The following is a 20,503-nucleotide window of genomic DNA, read 5'->3' on the forward strand; positions in this document are numbered from 1 at the left end:
AACGGCCAATAAATTTTGGGATAAACGATTATACGGTATAGTCGATACTATTTTAACCAAATATTTTTTAACTAAATATCTAAAACCTAGTCTTTGGATAAAATGAATTGTTCACAGCTATCTAAACGTATAAATCATCGTCATCTGAATGCGCCGCAGCTGCAACGTCATCAAGACCAGTCGTGACATCTGCATTTAACTTGACTAAAAATTTCAATTTCTGTGTCGCATCAATCGCCGTTTGCCAATCTTGGCTGTCATAAGCATGGCTAAAGCGCTCAGATTGTTTTGCGAGACGCTCTGTGATTTGAGGATGTAACTGCTGCAAGGCTAGAAGATCTTTGCCTTCAATAGCGTCATCCAAATCCATTCGCATTTCCATCGCATCTTCCAAGAAGTCCAAGTCTGCGATTGAGTGCTCTAGATTTTGAGCTTGATCTGCTATATCTAATAGATAACTAGCACGGCTATCAGGCGAGCTAAGCGTTTGATAAGCTTGATTGATCAGTGCTGAATATTTTTCAGACTGTAGTTGTGCTTGAGCAATGTCAGTCTGGTTTTTAGCGACATTATCAGGGTGATAACGTTTTTGTAGCAGACGTAGATGTTGATCGAGACTGTCTTGATTGACTTCAAATTGTACTGGTTGCTCAAATAAAGCAAAGAAGTTATCAAACTGTGCTTCTGGTGTGATGTCTGTCATATCATACGCCTTGCTTTTTATTTGTTTGAAATGTCTGTCTGTTGATACTCTATTACTGAGTCTACAATCCGTATTGTAGCGTAGACTGTTTAACGTTTTTCGAGCGTAAAGGTTGGAAGGTTTAAATCATTAAACTGTAAATGACTCACCGCAACCACATTCGCCTTTTTGATTAGGGTTACTGAACTTAAAGCCTTCGTTGAGACCTTCTTTTTCATAATCCATCAACAAACCATCTAAATATACCAAGCTTTTAGGATCAATAAAGATGCTAACGTCTCGGCTTTCATAACGTGTGTCATTTTCGTCAGGTGTATCTACAAACTCTAAAACATAAGCTAGACCTGAGCAACCCGCTGTGCGGATACCGACTCGAATGCCTTCACCTTTGCCGCGATTGTCCAAAAAGTCTCGAACATGCTGAGCGGCGCGTTCTGTCATTTCAATCATGCCAACTCCCATTGACTATTAATTATAAGTATCAATAAAAAAATCTGTATAGACTGGCAACTGAAATTACGAGATTGCCAAGATAATATGCTAGCGGCTCTTAGAAAATAAAAGGTGACAATTACATAAGTGTCATTGTCACCTTTTTAGCATCAGCAGCTGTTTAACGTGTTGCTACTATAGCGCTGCTAATACCACACAGCACATAGGCTAGTAGGTTTAGCCTTAGATAACAGCTTCTTCAGTTGCTGCTGCTACGCCATGCTTACCTTTATAGTCGCTAATAGCGGCTTTAATAGCATCTTCTGCAAGTACAGAGCAATGCACTTTTACTGGTGGTAATGCCAATTCTTCAGCAATGTGACTGTTCTTGATTTCGCCAGCTTGGTCTAGGCTTTTGCCTTTTAGCCACTCAGTAACGAGTGAGCTTGAAGCAATAGCTGAACCGCAGCCATAAGTTTTAAAGCGTGCATCTTCGATAATACCGTTATCATCGACTTGGATTTGTAGACGCATCACATCGCCACATGCTGGAGCACCGACCATACCGGTACCAACATTTTTGGCGTTTTTGTCAAGGTTACCAACGTTGCGTGGGTTTTCGTAATGATCAATAACTTGGTCGCTATAGGCCATGGGGTTTTCTCCTAGTTAGATAATGAGTAGTAGCTGATTGGTTTGAACGCTTCTACTCATTGATAATTGGGGTCAAACACTTAATCGTAATTGTCTGATCAATCGGTTAATGGCTATGTTCGATAGCCATATCTTCGTTTTTGGTAATTTTAGTGCTCAGCCCATTCGACTGAATCTAAATCAACGCCATCTTGGTACATATCCCAAAGTGGTGATAGGGCACGTAATTTGTCAACGGCTTCATGCATTTGCTTGATAACGGTATCGATATCTTCTTCAGTCGTATAACGACCAAAGCTAAAGCGAATAGAGCTATGTGCCAATTCATCTGGACGGCCAATAGCACGTAATACATATGATGGCTCAAGCGTCGCTGACGTACAGGCTGAGCCTGATGAAACAGCCAAGTCTTTAAGTGACATCATTAATGATTCACCTTCAACGAAGTTAAAGCTGATGTTCACAATGTTAGGAACGCTATGCTCTAAGTCGCCGTTTAGGTAAATCTCTTCAATATCTTGTAGACCATCCCACAGCTTTTGGCGTAGTTTTGCTGCATGGGCATTGTCTTCTTTATAGCTGTCATTGGCTAGGGCAAATGCTGCGCCAAGGCCAACGATTTGATGCGTAGGTAAGGTACCTGAACGCATGCCACGCTCATGACCACCGCCATGTTGCTCAGCTTTTAGACGAATACGCGGCTTGCGGCTAACAAACAAAGCACCGATACCTTTAGGACCGTAGGCTTTATGACCTGAGAAGCTCATTAAGTCGATTTTCATCTCTGCAAGATCAATCAATACTTTACCAACTGATTGAGCACCATCAACATGGAAAACCACACCAGCTTCGCGAGTGATTTCACCAATCGCTGTCACATCAGTAAGCGTACCAAGCTCATTGTTCACCATCATGAGTGATACTAGGATTGTATCCTCACGTAGCGCTTCTTTAACTTGTTCTGGTAAGATTAATCCAGTGCTTGGTTGTGGCTCAAGGTAAGTGATCTCAAACCCTTCTTGCTCAAGCTCACGGCAGGTATCTAGTACCGCTTTGTGTTCAATTTTACTGGTAATAATGTGCTTACCACGAGACTGGTAAAAATGTGCAGCACCTTTAATAGCTAGGTTGTCAGACTCAGTAGCACCAGAGGTAAAGACGATTTCGCGTGGATCAGCGTTAATGACTTCAGCCACTTGTTGACGCGCTGTCTCTACTGCTTCTTCTGCTTGCCAGCCGTAACCGTGTGAGCGCGAGGCTGGGTTGCCAAAGACGCCATCTACCGTCAGATACTCGCTCATCTTAGCAGCTACTGATTTAGCTACTGGAGTAGTGGCGGCATAATCTAAGTATATAAGGTTGTTATGTTGGCTCATGCTGGGTTTGCCTCGCTGTTCGATAGAGTAATAGTATTGATGTCTTTTATGGAAATCTCTTTAGTAGAGCTATGCTGACGTTCGGAAACTGACTGCACGTTTTCCATGTCTAATAATTGTGCTAATGTTATATTATTCAAGTACTGTTCGATATGATTTGACAGTGCACACCATAAATCATGGGTTAAGCACATTGTACCACCTTGGCAATCACCACGTCCTTCACACTGCATCGCATTCACAGACTCATCGACGGCAGATATGATGCTCATCACATCTATCTGATCCAATGGTTTAGCCAAATGATAACCACCGGCTGCACCGCGAATACTAGTAACGAGCCCACGTTTGCGAAGTTTGGAGAATAATTGCTCAAGATAAGAGATAGAAATCGATTGCCGTTTGGCTATATCAGATAAGGATACCGCACTTTCTTGTTGGCTGGTTTGTAGTGCCAAATCTAGTAACGCAGTAACGGCATACCTGCCTCGAGTAGTCAAACGCATGTGTTATCTCCAAACTGTTATGTCATTTTAGTTAACAACGATCTTAGCGAGATGATATTTGCGATAATTTGTATAAATATACAAGTCACAGATACAAATTATAGGGCAGCTAAGTTGTGTCTTATCGTTATTAAACAACAGATGATTGACCCGATGTGTGCAACGATTGGACCAATTATACTTAATCCCGAGTAATTTAGTCAAGATTAAAGTGTGGTTGAATGGTTAATCTAGCTTATTACTATGATTGATAAAAACAATGGTATTTAGAAGCAGTCATAAAACCGTTTAGTGGTGGTGATTATAGAGATTGTGCTTAGAATTTCTGAACGTGCTAAGAAACAGAAGATTGTAAGTTTGTTTGCGTACTATTTTGAAGTGACTAATTATTGAAGTGACTAATTATTGAAGTGACTAATTATTGAGGTGGTTAAGAAGTAAAAAAGCGGCTGATATCCTGTAATGAATATCAGCCGCTTTTATTAAGCCATCGTTTTAAATTATGACGTATCGTTGAGATTAATTCATCAACAACGCAATGATAGTACCAATCATAATGACAAGAGCAGCGACCGTCACAATAACAAGCATCTTTTGCTTGCTCTGTAATTCTTTGACGGTGGTTTCAAGCTCACGATTTTTAATAGTAAGGGTGTTTATCTGGGTTTGTTGTTCTTTAATACGTAACTTATAGTTTTCCTTTTTTTCTGCTAGGTCAGCTTCAGTTGGCTTAGACTTACCTTTGCCACCTTTTATTTTTTTGATCAAGCCTTGAATCAAGCTGCCCAGACCAAGTTGCATGATGAATTGCTTGACCAATTGTACTTGCACAGACTCACCGCGCATTTGTAACTTTTCAGTCGTTTCGCTGTCGTGAGTGGTAATGGCATTGATAACCTGAAGGCTGTAGGCATTGATGATGACATCAGGTTCGCTACGGTCGATAGGTAGCTGAGCATCTAACAATACGCCTTTGGTACTAAAAGTTGCAAAAATTTCAACATGCGGCAAATACAAACGCAACGCCACAACAGTGCCTTGCTTGGCAAGTGGATAAGCAGCTCTACGCAGTTCAGGATCTAAACGTAACAATAATGTCAGCGCCGACTCGATGAACACCAGAATGATATTAGAAAAAGAGTGAGACAACGTAGAACGCTTCATGTAAATAATCCGTTTTTTTATTTGGCAAATTATAGGCAAAAGACAATCAAGGGTCAAAATCGACGCAAAATGTGCAGTAATATTTTGCTTATAGTAACGCCTTTATAATAAAAAGTAACGCTAGTTTCTGTCAGTTGGTCAATTATTACTTTACAATTTGTTAGGCAATAAAGACACGAGTGTTTGTGACTGATGGTGCATTAATGTGACCTGACCAACGCTAAACGATAAGATAACATATAGGTGTCTCTTTAAGATAAGGTCACATTAGTTGAACATTGTGCCTTGATAGAACCGTTGCAGATACTTTGCGTAACATTGAGTGTCAAATACGTAGTGTAGTGAACAAAAATATGTAAAATCGCTTGCGCTCCTTATGCTGCCTTGATATAAAGACGATAACAAAGCGAGACCTGTTAATACGTCAGTCAGGCAGTTTTTATTGCTTAAATGCTATGAGAGCGTTACAATGCTTGGCGTGAGCGTTTATTATCCCCCTTAAACTTGAAGGAAATTTTATGAATAAGTCAGAATTAATTGATAGCATCGCAGACAAAAGTGGTCTAAATAAAACCCAAGCTGGTGATGCATTGAATGCTGTTATGGAAAGTGTTGGTGAAGCGCTAGAAGCTGGCGATAGCATCTCATTAGTTGGTTTTGGTACTTTCAGCGTAAAAGACCGCAAAGCGCGTACTGGCCGTAACCCTAAGACTGGTGAAGAGCTTAGCATCCCTGCAAGCAAAGTACCTAGCTTCAAAGCTGGTAAAAACTTAAAAGAGCGCTTGAACTAAGCCATACTATTATCAGTAAGCGCTGTGTCATGACGTAATATACGAATAAACATAGCGTTTACCAATAGTAAAATAGTAGATGATTTATAGCATGGTTTAACGCCATACTCTAAATTATAAAAAAGCACCTAATATTTGGGTGCTTTTTTTATTGCTATAGTTTGTATCATACAACGTGAATATTTTGAGTCTACACCAAAAATCACGTATCATAGGGCGCGCGATAGATGCGTTGTTGAAACTAGGCTGCTTTAGTCAGTCTTGTCCTTCTATATAAAATGCACGCGCGCTTACTTTTACCATTGCCTGCTTAGATAGCATTGATATTCATATTAATATTACAATGGTTTTTCATCAATATAGGTTAATACAGCAGAGATAACTATGGATAAATTGCGCGATTTCTTAAAAAGCTGGCCAGGTCGCATTTTATTGATTTTATGCCTATCGCCGCTCGCTCTATTGGGTGTCGAAAGTTACTTTGGCGGTGGAGTCGATCCCAACCAAGTTGCTCAGGTAGGTGACGCAAGCATAGGGCTGACCGAATACCAGTCTGCTGTCAATAGCCGTCGTACTGAAATATTAGAACAAGTTGAGGATGCCAGTCTATTAAATGAAGATGTGCTACACGAGCAAGTCCTAAAAGGTCTTATTGATCGTACGCTACTAGAGCAGCAAGCAGGCAGGCTTGGTATGACAGTCTCTGATGACACAATTAATCGTTTATTGCGTCAAGAAGAAGTATTTCAGGATGCTGATGGCAATTTTTCTAACGATCAATTTGCGAACTTTTTGCGTCAGCGCGGTATGACAAAGAATCAGTTGTTTGCTGAATTTCGCAATCAGTTAAGCTTGGATCAGCTTAACGCCAGTATCGTCGGTACGGCAGTGTATCCAATGCAAGCGGTCAGTCAGTTGATTGATCTGCAGCTTGAGTCGCGCAACGTCTGGTTGCATCGCTTTAATTGGCAAGACTACACCGATCAGGTGAAATTGAGCAAAAATGACATACAAGCCTACTATGATGCCAATAAAGAAACGCTAAAAAGTGCGGCAATGGTAGATTTGGCTTATCTGCAACTCAGCCCTCAAACCATTCAGGTGATAGACGTTACAAAAGAAGATCTGCAGCAGCAATATGAAGCTTATAAGCAAGAGCAAGCCATCGTCGATGAGCGTCAAGTTAGTCAGATTCTATTGACAGGTGATAATGCTAAGGCGCGAGCAGATACGGTTAAAGCGCGTTTAGACAAAGGGGCCTCATTTGTAGCATTGGCTAAATCAGAGTCAGATGATCCATCAGGAGAGACGGGTGGTAGTATCGGTCGCTTTAACCCTTCTGTATTCGGCAATGACGCGACAGCAGTTGAAAAAGCATTAGAGGGGTTGAGTGTTGGTGATATCACCGCACCTATCAAGACCAGCTTTGGCTATCAGATATTTACGGTCACCGAAGACAATGGTAGTAAAATACCGACTTTGGAGAGCATGCGTGATGACTTAACCGCCAAGGCAACAGAGTATAAGCGTCAGGAAATGTATGCTGATAAAGTAACAGCGATCAATGATATGGCAGCAGATGGCTTTAGTATTGAAGACATTGCTCAACAAGAGAATGTAACATTGAAACGTCTCAAAGATTATCGCAAAGAGAACAACAAATCAGTACTGTCGCAACCTGCAGTGATCAAACAAGCATTTGATGAGTTTACCATTCAGGATCAAGCAGTGACTGCTGGTATCGAAGTGGGTAACGGTACAGTATGGGTACAGCCAAGCAATTATCGTCCTACCAAAACGCTTGCTTTATCTGCTGCTACCCCAAGAATTACCCAGATACTACGTCAACAGAAAGCCACAGCGTTGGCATTGAAAGAAGCCAAATCGTTGATCGCTGGTATTAAAACGTCAGCTGATATTAGTAAGCAGTCAGTCAGCCTTCAGTCATTGGGTGCAGTGAATCGTCAAACGACGCTATTGACAGAAAAAGAGCGTGGATTGGCTTTCAGTCAGCAAGCGGCTAATAACGGTGTGGTTGCTGTTGCGAGCGAAACTGAAACGGGTGCTACTCTGTTGGTTGGTGATCGTATCAAGACAGAACCACAGTCGCCATTATCTGATGCACAAAGAGCGCAAACGGCTAGCATCATCCGTGATAACTTAGGTCAGGATCAGTTACAAGACTATCTGGATTATCTACGCTTGGTGTATAAAGTTGAGATTAATGAAGCCAACATGTCAAATGCGCAAGGGCGCTAGAGATAAAGGTGTTGAAATAAGAATATTAAAATAAGGGTATTAAGGGAAATATGACGTAATTGCTAAATCATATTTTCTAAAAACCCTTATTAAATTTGACGTATAAAAAAGCCACTATCTATAGTGGCTTTTTTAATGGCTATTGCTTTTATCATAAGAATGTAGCATTAACAGCAGTATACAATTTAGTACGGCTATTAATGCCAGTTTTCACAGTGATACTAGACAGTTTAATGGCGGAAATGGCGCATACCAGTGAAGACCATTGCAATGCCATGCTCATTGGCTGCAGCGATGGTTTCATCATCACGCATAGAGCCACCAGGCTGGATAATAGCAGAGATGCCTACTGCAGCAGCGTTATCGATACCATCACGGAACGGGAAGAACGCGTCTGACGCCATAACAGCACCTTCAGTCGCTAGTCCAGCGTGCTCTGCTTTGATAGCAGCGATACGAGCTGAGTTAACGCGGCTCATCTGACCTGCACCAACACCGATAGTGCGTTGACCTTTGGCATAGACGATGGCATTAGATTTGACGTATTTTGCTACGTTCCAGCTGAACAGTAGATCTGCAATCTGTGCTTCAGTTGGTTGTACATCAGTGACAATTTTTAAGTCATTGGCGGTAATCAAACCAAGATCTTGCTCTTGCACGAGCAGACCACCATTAACGCGTTTATAGTCTAGCTGAATATCGCGTTGATCTGGTGTTGGTAGCTCGCCGCATACCAATACACGTACGTTTTTCTTAGCAGCAGTCGCTTCAAGCACACCGTCTTCGATACTAGGCGCGATAATCACTTCTACAAATTGGTTGTCGATAATGGCTTTTGCTGCTGCGAGCGTCAATGGGCGGTTAAAGGCAATGATACCACCGAAAGAAGATTCAGGATCAGTGCTAAAGGCTGTGTTATAAGCCGCTACTTGGTCATTATCAACTGCGACGCCACAAGGGTTTGCATGCTTGACGATAACGCAAGCAGGCGTACTAAAGGCTTTGACACACTCAAGGGCTGCATCAGTGTCAGCGATGTTGTTATAAGACAGTGCCTTACCTTGTAGCTGCTTGGCAGTCGCTATAGAAGCTTGTTGGCTCTTTAGTGGCTGATTTTCGATATAGAAAGCAGCGTTTTGATGTGGGTTCTCACCGTAGCGTAGGTCTTGGACTTTTTCAAGCTGTACATTGAATGTACGTGAGAAGTTTTCTGCTTCTTGGTTTTCGTTCACACGGCTGCCTAAGAAGTTGGCAATCATACCGTCGTACTGTGCCGTATGTTCAAAAGCCTTTACGGCCAAGTCGTAGCGCAGAGCAGTTGTCAATGCAGTACCATCACCTAAAGCGGTAAGGATGCGGTCATAATCAGCCGGATCAGTCACGATACCAACATGGGCGTGATTTTTGGCAGCTGAACGAACCATGGTAGGACCGCCGATATCGATGTTTTCGATAGCATCGTTCATCGTGACATCAGCACGAGCAATGGTTTCAGCAAACGGATATAAATTCACCACAACTAAATCAATACGGTCAATGGCGTGCTCACTCATGACAGCATCGTCTTTACCACGGCGTCCTAAGATACCACCATGAATTTTAGGGTGTAGTGTTTTGACACGGCCATCCATCATTTCAGGGAAACCGGTATAGTCTGATACCTCTGTCACATCAACGTTGTTTTCTGTGAGTAACCGATAAGTACCGCCAGTAGAAAGTAAGCCAAAGCCTGCTTTAATAAGGCCCTGAGCAAATTCAACGATATTAGATTTATCGGAGACCGATAACAATGCAAGTGGGGTAGTACTCATAAAAAAACTTCCATAAAAAAAGCCTGACGTAAACGTCTGGCAAGGTGATGAAGACAATTATTGCAAACAGTATCACAATGGATAATGTCATGAATATTAAATTGCCATGCATAATGATGGTTGTTAAAGATAAGTGCGCTCATAGAGCAAGGGCTACATTAAGTCATAAGTTTTGAGTTTTTTGCGTAAAGTGCCACGGTTTAGACCTAGGATTTGCGCACATTTGGTTTGATTGCCCCGAGTTTTTTCAAGGACGACAGATAAGAGTGGTTCTTCTATTTGTTTTAGGATGAGCTCGTATAAGTCGGTGGGTGTCTCATCGCCTAGCATCGCAAAATACTGTCGTACCACACGCTCAACATGTACTCGTAGCGGCTCATGCGTATTACTCGCATAGCTGTCTACTGACGCATTAAAGTGGTGAGTCGGCTGAGGGTAGTTTTCTTTATTATAATCGGCAGGATGCTCAGAGCTTGTAGCAAAATGATTGGCATAATGCTGTGCATGAGGCGCCATAAGATAATGTCCTTGGGATTAGGGAGAATCAAACCATAAGATATTGTGGGTATTATATCAAATTAATGTCGTCTAGCGCTGATATATTGGCAGTTATCTTAGCATTGACGCTATTTACGAAAGCTTATTCTCAATAGTATGAATACAAACCTCTCTGACTGATAAGCATTAACTCAATGTTATAAGCTTCAATTTAGCTCAAAACTTAGTACAAGGGGCTGATGCTAACATCGCGGATTTGTGTATTTGCAACGGGTATAGTAAAGAGTATCTGACGGTTGCTGTCTGCAGCCAGTTGGCTTTGCTTACTTAATAGATAGTCAGCTGGTGTAGCAATAAACTCGCCAATCAAAGTTTCAGCACCATAGACGCTGACTTTAACATTTGGATATAGCTGCGTGCTTGCACTTTGATTATTTAATGTAGCGCTTATATCGCTGAATTTACCCGTCATTTTTATTTTGCTGGATCTATGATTGGTATTGGTGAGCGTCAGCGCATTTATATCGGCACTGGGCAAGCTACAAGAAATAGCTGAACATATTGCTTGGAGTTTTTCAGCATGAGCAGGGTTTTTTACTAAGGTCTCTAAGTTAAAGATGACATATTGTGCAAAGAGTAATAGTGCCAATACCAAACATCCGAGTATCCATAGTAACGATGCTGCTGAACGTTTCCTCGGCGTTGGTATAAATTGCTCTTGAGACTTTCTCACACGTTCATCAATGGATTTGTCTTCGTCTTTAAGTGGTACGCCCATATCGAGTAACAGTCGTGATAAGTCTGTTTCGTCTTGTAGTATGTCTTCGCTTTTGTTTTGATCTTTAAGAAGCTTTTCGAGCCATGAGTTGTCAGTCGTATCATCGATATTAGCGTGAATATCATTAGAGACGACTGAACTGATGCTTTTACTGGTTGTTTTAGAGGTGGTGTTTGACGGTTCATCAGATACTGTTGAAGTATAATTGGTCTCGTTTATTTGATCCAACCACGCATCCATACTGTCTAGAGAATCGTATTCTAAAGAGGTGTCGTCTGGCTCATCGGTATCCATGTCATCATGGATTAATATGTCAGAGGAGATTTTTTTTAAAGGTGGTTTCTTGAATGCTGATTTAGTGTTATCTGAGCTGTTTTTATTATTGATTTTAGATGTTTGTGCAGAGTGGCTATGTGGAGGCGACATATCCTTTTTTTGGGTCTTTGCTGTCTCTACTGGAGAGGCTGATATCTTAGAAACATCAGGGTTTACAACAAGATGTTTGTTGACTAAAAAGCGTTGGTGGCACTGATCGCAGATGACCATTGCGTTGTCTTTATTCAGCTGACCCTGCTGTATTTTTAAGCAATTTTTGCAATGAGGGCACTGGGTCTGTATTGGCGTAGTCATAGGGTCGAATCCAAAAAAATATGGTTATCAATACCGCTTAGCCACTCAATAAAGGCTGCCTATGATGCTAATGCCATCATTCAAAAGCGTTTAAAAATCTATGAGTCATGAGCACGGATAGAGTGGCGTCAAACACAGGGTATCTGACTGCCCTCTATCGTAACAGATGTAATTAAATGTTGCTAGCCTGTAAATGTACCAGATAGACGTTGCCAATGTTGGTCTTCTTGCGCTGTAAAAGCATGTTTTGCATCAAGAGCAAAATAAGGCTGATAAGCATCAGTGACTTGGTCAGTTTGCGACTCTATCAAGCCTGCTAGTACGATTCTACCTTTTTGCGTGATTAAAGTCGCAAAATAAGGGGCTAAGCCAATTAATGGTTTTGCCAAGATATTTGCGACGATAACGTCTACTGGCAAGACAGAATTCTGTGAACAGTAATCTGTAAAATCTTCTGGCAAGAATGCTTGTAGACGGTCACCAACATCATTGCGTTCTGCATTTTGATTGGTTGCCAATACCGCTTGTGGATCGATATCAACTGCATAGACTTGGCGTGCACCCAATAGTAAAGCAGCAATGCCCAAAATACCTGAGCCACAACCATAATCAATGACCACTTTATCTTTTAAATCTTGCTCTGTTAGCCAATCTAGACATAAGCGCGTGGTCGCATGATAGCCAGTACCAAAGGCCAGTCCAGGATCCATAATAATATTGGTCGCGTCAGGGTTCGGTGGTGTTAGCCAATTGGGTACGATCCATAGATTATTGGCACATTCGATAGGGTGGTAGTTACTCATCCATTCGCGTTCCCAGTCTTTGTCATCGACAGCACTCAGCCAAACACGGGTGGCTTGTACTTGAGCGGCAATTTCATGACTCAACTGCTCGACAGCCTGACGGTTGCCAGCATCAGTCGTTGCATCAAACAGCCCTGTTAGGATAACTTCGTCCCATAGAGGCGACTCACCAGGTAATGGCTCAAACAAAGGCTGGTCACCTGCATCATCTAAGGCAATAGACAGTGCACCTGCCTCTAGTAGTAGCGCCTCAGCCAAATCGACGTTTGCTTTTTCACATTGTAAATGTAGTTGTTGCCATGCCATAACGATAACCTTAAGCTAAATTAAATGTATATTTTGGATAAATGATGGGGTGTAGAATATAAAAAGTGAATAGATTACAAAGCTATAAACTTGGCATCTATTCACTTAGATATGTTTTGATATTAACGTAATGCTTGTTTTGCCTCACTGACGACACGTGAGTTACCTTGTGCCTGTCCTGATTGCAAAATGATTTGCCATAGCGCGCGTCTGCGATTGGCGTCTTGAGAGACACTAAGACCACGGCGTGCCATTGCTTCTGCTTTACGAGGTTGGTTCTTTTTCAATGCCACTTGTGCTAAATAGAAATATACTGCTGATGATTTGGGTGCTAGGCGCTGTGCACGGGTAAAGCTGCTTTCAGCATTGGTCAATTGACCTGTTTTGAGCTGATTGACACCTGTCTGCATTAAACTGCGAAACGCTGGCAAGTTACTATTGTTACTGGTCGCTTGTTGCGTTCGTTGCTGCGAGTTGCTCCTAGCACGTTCCAACAGTTCGCTATGTGACGGTATAGAGGGCTCAGGGACTACGTATTCTTCACGAGAAGGAATAACGAAGACGGTGTCAGGCTGAGTCGGTATAGGGTTGGATGGTACAAACACCGGAGACTCTTGCGTCAGTGGATTTGTCGATTCAACGGAACTGCTGTCAGGCTCGATAGGATAGTCGCTATCAGCATCCTCTTCATAGGTAGGGGCCTGAGTCTCAGTAGGCGCAGATGTATCAGGCATTTGTGACGATGGGACAGTTTGAGAAGGGGCTGTCGTCATCGTAGTCGGCGCAGTCTGACAAGCGCTCAAACCCAACATGCTGATAAGTGCGCTGGTTACCAGTATAGCATTGGCTGAGGTAGGCCTTTTAGGACTACCAATAACGGCTGGCTTGACTGATGTAGCGTGCTTCAGAAATAACAACATGTTGAGACCTTTTGTAATGTTTAAAAGCAATGTTAGAACCATTCAACGGCACGATCATACCAAGTATCGGCATCGTTTTCATCTTGCTCATCACTATTTTCTTGGCTATCGGTATCAACGGCTTCACCATTTGGAATCTCAAAGTTACCTTGTTGATTTTGCAGTTGTGACTGCTCGCGTGCACGGTCTTGCTGATATAGACCAAGCGCACAACTGCTGGCTTCTTCTGGTAGATGTGCTGACAGTACTGGCAGATAACGGGCATCAGTACAACGCTCATTAGAGAGCTTACCTGAGTTGTTCTCTAACCATAACCATTCAATGCCTTCAGGCTCTGGTAATGACACAGGTGTCAGCTTGAGACGATCCATATAATCAACCCAAACTGGTAATGCACCACTACCACCGCTTAGACCGATAGGTTTGTTATCATCACGACCAACCCAAACCACACTGACGTAGTTGCCACTATAACCAGCAAACCAAGCATCTCGAAAGTCGTTTGTGGTACCTGTTTTGCCCGCCAAGTTTAAATTGCTACCAAGTGATTTTGCACGTTTAGCAGAACCAGTTGCGACCACTTGCTGTAGCGCGTAATTTGTGAGGTAATTGGTCTCAGGCGGGATGCTGCGCTGAGTATTGAGTCCAGTACGCTGCAAGATACGGCCGCGATCATCTATCACCGTACGAATACTATGAATAGGGGTGCGAAAGCCACCAGTCGCAAAGACTTGGTATACGCCAAGCATATCCATCGGGCTAAGATTGACAGAGCCTAGCAGTGCTGAAGGATATGGTGGTATGTCTTCTTTTACACCCATACGCTTCAACTGTTTGGCAAAGGTATCAATCCCAAACTCCATGCCCAAGCGTACCGCCGCTTGGTTATATGACTGTGATAGCGCAGTGGTAAACGGTACATAACCATGATCACGATTGTCGTAGTTTTTCGGGTTCCATTTAGTACCGTCACTTAAATTTACCGTAATTGGTGAGTCATCTACCGAGCTTGCGAGATTGTAGCGACCGCTTTCAAGCGCGGTCATATAAATGACCGGCTTTAATAATGAGCCGACTTGACGCTTGGCATCAACGGCGCGGTTAAAGCCTGTAAACTCACTACCACTACCGACCACAGATACCAGCTCGCCAGTTTCAGGATTGGCACTCACTAGAGCACCTTGTAAATCTTTGGTTTTGCTGCTCTTGCGACGTAGTTCACCCAGTTTTTTATCAACGGCCTTGTCTGCTGCCAACTGCGCAATAGGGTCTAACGTACTGATAATAGTGAGACCTTCGTTTTTGAGGTCATCAGAATAATAAACAGTGTTCAGTTCACGTTTGACGATATCCAAAAAGTCAGGGAACTGGCTCTTACCCTCAACAGGTTTTTCAACGATATCGAGCGGTCGTTCGATCGCTTTATCATAGTCTTCTTGGCTAAGTGACTCTACGGCCAGCATATTACCAAGGACAATGTTACGGCGTTCTTTTGAGTCATTTGGGTTGCGACGTGGATTATAGATACTTGGGCCTTTTGCCATACCCACAAGCATGGCTTGCTGATCTAAGCGTAGCTCTTTGAGTGGTTTGCCAAAATAAAACTGTGAGGCCAAGCCAAAACCATTAATAGAGCGCTTACCATTCTGACCTAAGTAAATCTCGTTTAGATAGGTCTGTAGAATTTCGTCTTTGCTGTAATGCAATTCAAGTAGTACAGCCATTAATGCTTCGTTGGCTTTGCGTTTCAGCGTACGGTCTGAGTTGAGATAGAAGTTTTTGATCAACTGCTGAGTAATGGTCGAGCCGCCCTGTCTAGAGCCGCCAGAGAAGTTATTTATTACGGCGCGTGCGATACCGCGTACAGATACCCCTTTGTGCTCGTAAAACGCACGGTCTTCCGTAGCAATCAACGCGTCGATGAGCGGCTGTGGCACGTCATCTAATGAGACGACCATACGATCTTCATTGCTGTCTGGGTAAATGCCACCAATATTGACAGGCTCTAAGCGAATGATGCCACTCTTGGCAGGTAAGGTGCTCTGTACCGATGAAATCTTATTGCCATTAATAGTCATTTTGATGACTTGCTCTTTGTCCACATCATTGGCGCTATAAGTAAAGCCACGCGTATGGATAAAGTAGGTATTACCTGATTTATGATAAGTACCAGTGCGATCATAAGCTTTGTTGCTTTGATAGTTAAGCAGTTCTAGCCAAGTTTTCATCGTATCGGTATCGACACTAGCACCTTGATATAATTCAAGTGGCTGTGAATATACTTTGGCAGGAATATCCCAACGCTTACCCTCAAACTTATGGGTAATGGTACGATCAAGTTTGATTAAGTATAGCGCGAGCAGCACCATACCCGCGATAATGACAATTAATATAAGACTACTAAATACCAAGCCGCGCTGCTGTGAAGGTAGCGTGCTGACAATAGGCCTAGCAGACTGTGGTAACTGGGTATTTGGTAGCTTGGAATTGGATTTTTGCACTGATATCGCACCATTTTGGGATAAAAAACTGCTTCATAATGACGCAAAATGACAAATTTTTCAATCTATCATCGTCAAAGTTAGCATTCATTGGTATTAAACTATGAGCATTGAGACTGCTTACAGCACTTGCTTATAGTATAATCTTTATTAAAATATTCACATGAATATAAACGCATCAAGAGCTTTTAATTGCTTTTATAGATGCCATATAGAATAGTCGTTCACGATAGCAATTTAATCTTGCTACAACGATGTGTTTTTTATGAATTATCCGCTGTTATTGTTGCGTGTTACTTTATGCTGGCAACGCCAAGAGCTACGGCGTGTCATCAATTAGCACATTAATACATTTAGTGGCCTTAAAATGGCTAAATTTTGCTAAACATCATCAGAAATTTTGTCAATATGTTCATATTAACGGCAATTTCTTCCTCGTTTATCTACAATTTTTCTCATTTTAAGCCTCACAATCTAATTGATGACACGCCCTAGCTAAAATTGCTGTTTTATTTGGTTCTACAACCTAAGCATTGAGTACCGTTAATGATAGCAAGCTGCACGCGAAGCGAATCTACTTGAAACGAACTTGAAATGAATAGGGTTCGAGCAAACCTGTCTAAAGGAAGTAAGCGCGATTATGTCTAGTGTCCCTCCATCAATAGCCTCTACCCCAAACCATCATTATGAAGACAACTCTATCACCGAAGGTCTAGTGCTACCACTTGCGGGCGACTGCTTCCATTGCGGTGATCCTGTACCGCAGCCGCCATTCTATGCCGAGATATTGGGTCAATCACGTGAGATGTGCTGTATGGGCTGTCAATTGGCAGCGCAGAGTATCGTAGAGGCAGGGCTTGAGCAATATTATCTGGATCGCTCGGAGATTAGTCGTACGGCAAGCTTGCCTACTCAAATGACACGCCTTGAGGCTTATGATCATGACGAGATAAAGCAGCAGTTTGTGTATGTGCAGGATGGTATGTCGGTGGCAGAATTGTCTGTCAATAATCTGCGTTGTGCGGCGTGTACGTGGTTGATTGAATCACGTCTCGACGAGTTGGATGGTATCAGTAAATGTCAGGTAAATCTGACCAACCAACGTATGCGGGTGATTTGGAACGAAGATAAGCTTCCGATTAGCCGTATTCTGGCCGTTATCAATGAAATCGGCTATGAAGCCAAGCCTTATCGTCAAGACACGCATGAGGCCATGCTGGCACGCCATACTAATCAAATGCTGCTGCGCCTTGGTATTGCTGCATTGGGTTCGATGCAAGCAATGATGTATGCCGTGGCGCTATATTTTGGTGAATATAGTGACATGCTGATATTGCAGCGTGATTTTCTACGTTGGGTCTCATTGTTCGTCAGTACGCCTGTATTCTTTTATGCTGGACTACCGTTTTTTACATCAGCATGGTCAGCGGTTCGCGCCCGCCAAGTTAATATGGATGTGCCTGTCAGTATTGCGCTAATTGTGACTTTTTTCGCCAGTCTATATGCCACGATTACTGGGCAAGGGGAAACGTATTACGATTCGGTCAGCATGTTTATTTTCTTCTTATTAGCAGGCCGTTACATCGAGCATAATGCTCGCCTAAAAGCTGCGACTATGGCCAATGATTTGGTGGTGGTTGAACCAGTATTGGTGCAAAAAATTGCGGAAGATAAAGAAGCTGCTGAGCGTATTTTGCAACAGATTTCACAGAATATGCTCAATGAAACGGCTAATAAGTCAGAAGATGGCACTGCTGATATTTCACGTGATAATGTGAATGTGGACGCTATAAGCAACCAAAAATTATTAAGTGCTATGCCCAATTTTATGAAGAGCATAGATGATAACGTTCATGAACTAACCGTACGTATTGCCCAAGACTGGCAGCAATCGCGTAATCAGCGATTCTTTTTATCAAAACAAGAATCAAAACCAGAGCCAACAACAGACGTCAGCGTCGAAGATAAAAATAGTACACAAGACAAAAAAATGGTGACCGCTCATAGCTTGCAAGTGGGTGACATAATCATGGTAGAAGCGGGATCTGAAATTATCAGTGATGGTATTTTGCTCAGTCCAACCGCCACAGTCTCGCAAAGCCTGCTGACGGGTGAGGGCGACTTGATTATTAAATCTCAAGGCGACTATATCGTTGGCGGTGCGCAAAACGACAGTCAGCCATTTGAGATGCTGGTCACCGCATTGCCAGAAGATAGCCAGATAGGCTTGATAGATAGACTCATGAACCGTGCCATGAGTGAAAAGCCAAAACTGGCACAGCAGGCAGATAATCTGGCACGCTGGTTCGTGGCACGGATTTTAGTATTGTCCGTCTTAGTATTTATTGGTTGGTATATCGTTGATCCGAGCCAAGCCGTTTGGGCTACCGTCGCAGTATTGGTCGCAACTTGTCCTTGTGCATTGTCTTTGGCGACACCGATTGCGCTCACGGTATCGACGAACCGGTTGGCGAGCTATGGATTTCTAACGACGCGTGGGCATACGCTACAAACGCTCGCTGAGATTACCCATGTGGCTTTTGATAAAACAGGCACGCTGACTTATGGTAAGCCAAACTTACTCAATATTGAGTTAATAGACCCTATAAATAAAAATGAGGCTTTGAATTTAGACGATGTAGAACCATCAGACCAAAAAGATAACGTCTTAGCCATTGCTGCTGCTCTAGAAGTGGGTAGTCGCCATCCAATTGCCCATGCATTGCTCACTGCGGCTTATCAATTGCACCTGCCAGCCACGCAAGCACTACAGCATTATCCAGCGGGTGGGGTAGAAGCAATGATCAACGATGTGTTATATCGAATTGGTCATGTGGATTTTGCCTTAGACAATACCAATGATGCTAGTGCAAATAATGATATAACCATTGATTTAGTAGCTCAGCGTGCTAGCTCAGCGGTAGTCTTGTCTCGTCAAAATAACGATTCAGACGATTGGCAGGCGCTGGCGTGTTTTTACTTTAATGACAAGGTGCGTGACAGTGCTAAGTCGATGCTTGATACGCTGAAAGCGCTAGGCATTGAGTCTGTAATGCTGACTGGTGATCCAAGTCCGCAAGCGTTAGTGATGGCTAAAGGTTTGGGTATGGAGTCTGCCTATAATGGTCTATCGCCAACCGATAAGGTCAACCATATTCAAAAATTGCAGTCTGAAGGTGCAGTAGTGCTGATGGTTGGTGACGGTATCAATGATGCACCTGTACTGGCAGCGGCAGATGTCTCGACCTCGATTGCTGGCGCGGCAGATTTGGCGCAAGTATCGAGCGATAGTATTATTTTAAATGGTCACATTGAGGCTATTACTGCGGCCAAACGTATCGCTGATAAGACAGAGCGTATCATCAAGCAAAACTTTCGCTGGGCACTGGTATACAACAGTATTGTTCTGATACCAGCAGCTTTAGGCTATGTGCCACCATGGCTCGCTGCTATTGGTATGTCACTCAGCTCGTTGTTTGTGGTATTGAATGCTTTACGTTTGAAGCGCGCGTAGGGGTGATTCTAAGACACGAGGTAGTGTGCAGTGGCATGGGCAAGTGCAAGTGCATGATAGACGCTATAATGACTGTTGGCTATAACAGTGGTCTAACTAATCGTTAATTTATCTATCATGTCAAAATTACATTCGGCTATAGGGTGACCTGTTTGTCTTACGCCCCAAAGCTCAAAATATAAGTCGTCATATGAAACATAGGTATGAAAAATTTTATCTTTAATTGATTGGTCATTATACAAGGTAATATTGTTATCAACCTTATACGTGTAGCTACTGTAAAGCGCATCAAATATTTCAACGGCCTTATCATGATTGTTAACTATCAAGTTAATAGCTTCAATCATTTCTAATTGGTCTTGCTCTGATAATGTATGGCCTGACTCATTTCGGATAAATGGGTCTTTAAAGCCGTATGTAATATCTGTAAGGTAATCATTTCCTTGAATAATTATATAGCTTTGGCTGTTATGGAAGGTAAGAATGTCAGTGTAATCTTCATTTTCTTCGAACTTGTCTTCTAGTTTCTTCCATAGGGGGGATACCTTTAATCTTTCAATAAACGTTGCTCTGGAAATAACGTCAATGGGATGCTGTCTTTGTATGCCAGTATCAGGTGCTACGGGCTCTACCATTTCAGATTCTTGGTCAATCGAATGTTGTCCACAGTCTATGAACTCATCATCGGTATTCAGTGTTTTATCTATAGATTTGGTCGAGTCGCAACCGAGAAATAGCATTGATAGTATTAGTATTAAGTTTTTCATAGTTTATCCGCAGTTGCAGACCTAAGTGAGTTTGTACAACTTGCTAATGACAGTGACATTGCTATAAAAATAAGTTTAATCATGTTTAAT

16 protein-coding genes are annotated in these 20,503 nt (G+C 42.5%); 3 read left to right on the forward strand and 13 right to left on the reverse strand.

Annotation, left to right across the window (positions count from 1 at the left end; all coding sequences use genetic code 11):
- Window positions 1-121: 121 nt before the first annotated feature.
- The 6 genes from hscB to I6E83_RS07340 form a co-directional block, all read right to left on the reverse strand.
- Window positions 122-703 (reverse strand): Fe-S protein assembly co-chaperone HscB, encoded by a 582-nt coding sequence (gene hscB, locus I6E83_RS07315; RefSeq protein ID WP_197100801.1) that lies wholly within the window; start codon window positions 701-703, stop codon window positions 122-124.
- Window positions 704-832: 129 nt separating this feature from the next.
- On the reverse strand, window positions 833-1,153 hold the full coding sequence (iscA, locus tag I6E83_RS07320) for an iron-sulfur cluster assembly protein IscA (RefSeq protein ID WP_110922414.1): 321 nt from the start codon (window positions 1,151-1,153) through the stop codon (window positions 833-835).
- Window positions 1,154-1,378: 225 nt separating this feature from the next.
- On the reverse strand, window positions 1,379-1,789 hold the full coding sequence (iscU, locus tag I6E83_RS07325; RefSeq protein WP_110922415.1) for a Fe-S cluster assembly scaffold IscU: 411 nt from the start codon (window positions 1,787-1,789) through the stop codon (window positions 1,379-1,381).
- A gap of 149 nt (window positions 1,790-1,938) precedes the next feature.
- Window positions 1,939-3,165 carry an IscS subfamily cysteine desulfurase gene (locus I6E83_RS07330; protein ID WP_197100802.1) on the reverse strand — a complete coding sequence of 409 codons (1,227 nt, stop codon included), beginning with the start codon at window positions 3,163-3,165 and terminating at the stop codon, window positions 1,939-1,941.
- A complete protein-coding gene (locus I6E83_RS07335) occupies window positions 3,162-3,671 on the reverse strand; it encodes an Rrf2 family transcriptional regulator (RefSeq protein WP_110922417.1) in 510 nt (169 codons plus the stop codon). Before I6E83_RS07335 ends, I6E83_RS07330 begins: the two co-directional genes overlap by 4 nt.
- Window positions 3,672-4,190: 519 nt before the next feature.
- Window positions 4,191-4,835: a hypothetical protein gene (locus tag I6E83_RS07340; RefSeq protein WP_197100804.1), complete on the reverse strand. Its 645-nt coding sequence runs from the start codon at window positions 4,833-4,835 to the stop codon at window positions 4,191-4,193.
- Between the two features lie 518 nt (window positions 4,836-5,353).
- Here I6E83_RS07340 and I6E83_RS07345 point away from each other — a divergent pair.
- Entirely contained in the window at window positions 5,354-5,626 is a 273-nt protein-coding gene (locus tag I6E83_RS07345) for an HU family DNA-binding protein (protein WP_045445077.1), read from the forward strand.
- A gap of 384 nt (window positions 5,627-6,010) precedes the next feature.
- Complete coding sequence (locus I6E83_RS07350; RefSeq protein WP_197100806.1) at window positions 6,011-7,885, forward strand: SurA N-terminal domain-containing protein; 1,875 nt, start codon at window positions 6,011-6,013, stop codon at window positions 7,883-7,885.
- A gap of 230 nt (window positions 7,886-8,115) precedes the next feature.
- Here the strand turns inward: I6E83_RS07350 and purH are convergent, their stop codons facing one another.
- The 6 genes from purH to mrcB form a co-directional block, all read right to left on the reverse strand.
- Window positions 8,116-9,696, reverse strand: coding sequence for a bifunctional phosphoribosylaminoimidazolecarboxamide formyltransferase/IMP cyclohydrolase (purH, locus tag I6E83_RS07355; RefSeq protein ID WP_197100808.1), 1,581 nt, complete (start codon window positions 9,694-9,696; stop codon window positions 8,116-8,118).
- A gap of 153 nt (window positions 9,697-9,849) precedes the next feature.
- On the reverse strand, window positions 9,850-10,212 hold the full coding sequence (fis, locus tag I6E83_RS07360; RefSeq protein ID WP_110922421.1) for a DNA-binding transcriptional regulator Fis: 363 nt from the start codon (window positions 10,210-10,212) through the stop codon (window positions 9,850-9,852).
- A 205-nt stretch (window positions 10,213-10,417) separates the two neighbouring features.
- Complete coding sequence (locus I6E83_RS07365; RefSeq protein WP_197100810.1) at window positions 10,418-11,602, reverse strand: DUF3426 domain-containing protein; 1,185 nt, start codon at window positions 11,600-11,602, stop codon at window positions 10,418-10,420.
- 182 nt (window positions 11,603-11,784) lie between these two features.
- Entirely contained in the window at window positions 11,785-12,711 is a 927-nt protein-coding gene (gene prmA / locus I6E83_RS07370; RefSeq protein ID WP_110922423.1) for a 50S ribosomal protein L11 methyltransferase, read from the reverse strand.
- Window positions 12,712-12,833: 122 nt separating this feature from the next.
- Window positions 12,834-13,631 (reverse strand): tetratricopeptide repeat protein, encoded by a 798-nt coding sequence (locus I6E83_RS07375; protein WP_197100812.1) that lies wholly within the window; start codon window positions 13,629-13,631, stop codon window positions 12,834-12,836.
- Window positions 13,632-13,663: 32 nt separating this feature from the next.
- Window positions 13,664-16,132, reverse strand: a complete 2,469-nt coding sequence (gene mrcB / locus I6E83_RS07380) for a penicillin-binding protein 1B (protein WP_110922425.1) — start codon at window positions 16,130-16,132, stop codon at window positions 13,664-13,666.
- Window positions 16,133-16,772: 640 nt separating this feature from the next.
- Here mrcB and I6E83_RS07385 point away from each other — a divergent pair.
- The gene (locus I6E83_RS07385) at window positions 16,773-19,646 is read left to right on the forward strand and encodes a heavy metal translocating P-type ATPase (RefSeq protein WP_197100814.1); all 2,874 of its coding nucleotides are present in this window, start codon (window positions 16,773-16,775) and stop codon (window positions 19,644-19,646) included.
- A 92-nt stretch (window positions 19,647-19,738) separates the two neighbouring features.
- On the opposite strand, the gene I6E83_RS07390 is transcribed toward I6E83_RS07385, so the two are convergent.
- Window positions 19,739-20,413: a hypothetical protein gene (locus I6E83_RS07390; protein WP_197100816.1), complete on the reverse strand. Its 675-nt coding sequence runs from the start codon at window positions 20,411-20,413 to the stop codon at window positions 19,739-19,741.
- Between the last annotated feature and the right edge of the window lie 90 nt (window positions 20,414-20,503).

Source organism: Psychrobacter sp. SZ93C1, assembly GCF_015864635.1.
Lineage (GTDB): Bacteria > Pseudomonadota > Gammaproteobacteria > Pseudomonadales > Moraxellaceae > Psychrobacter > Psychrobacter fozii.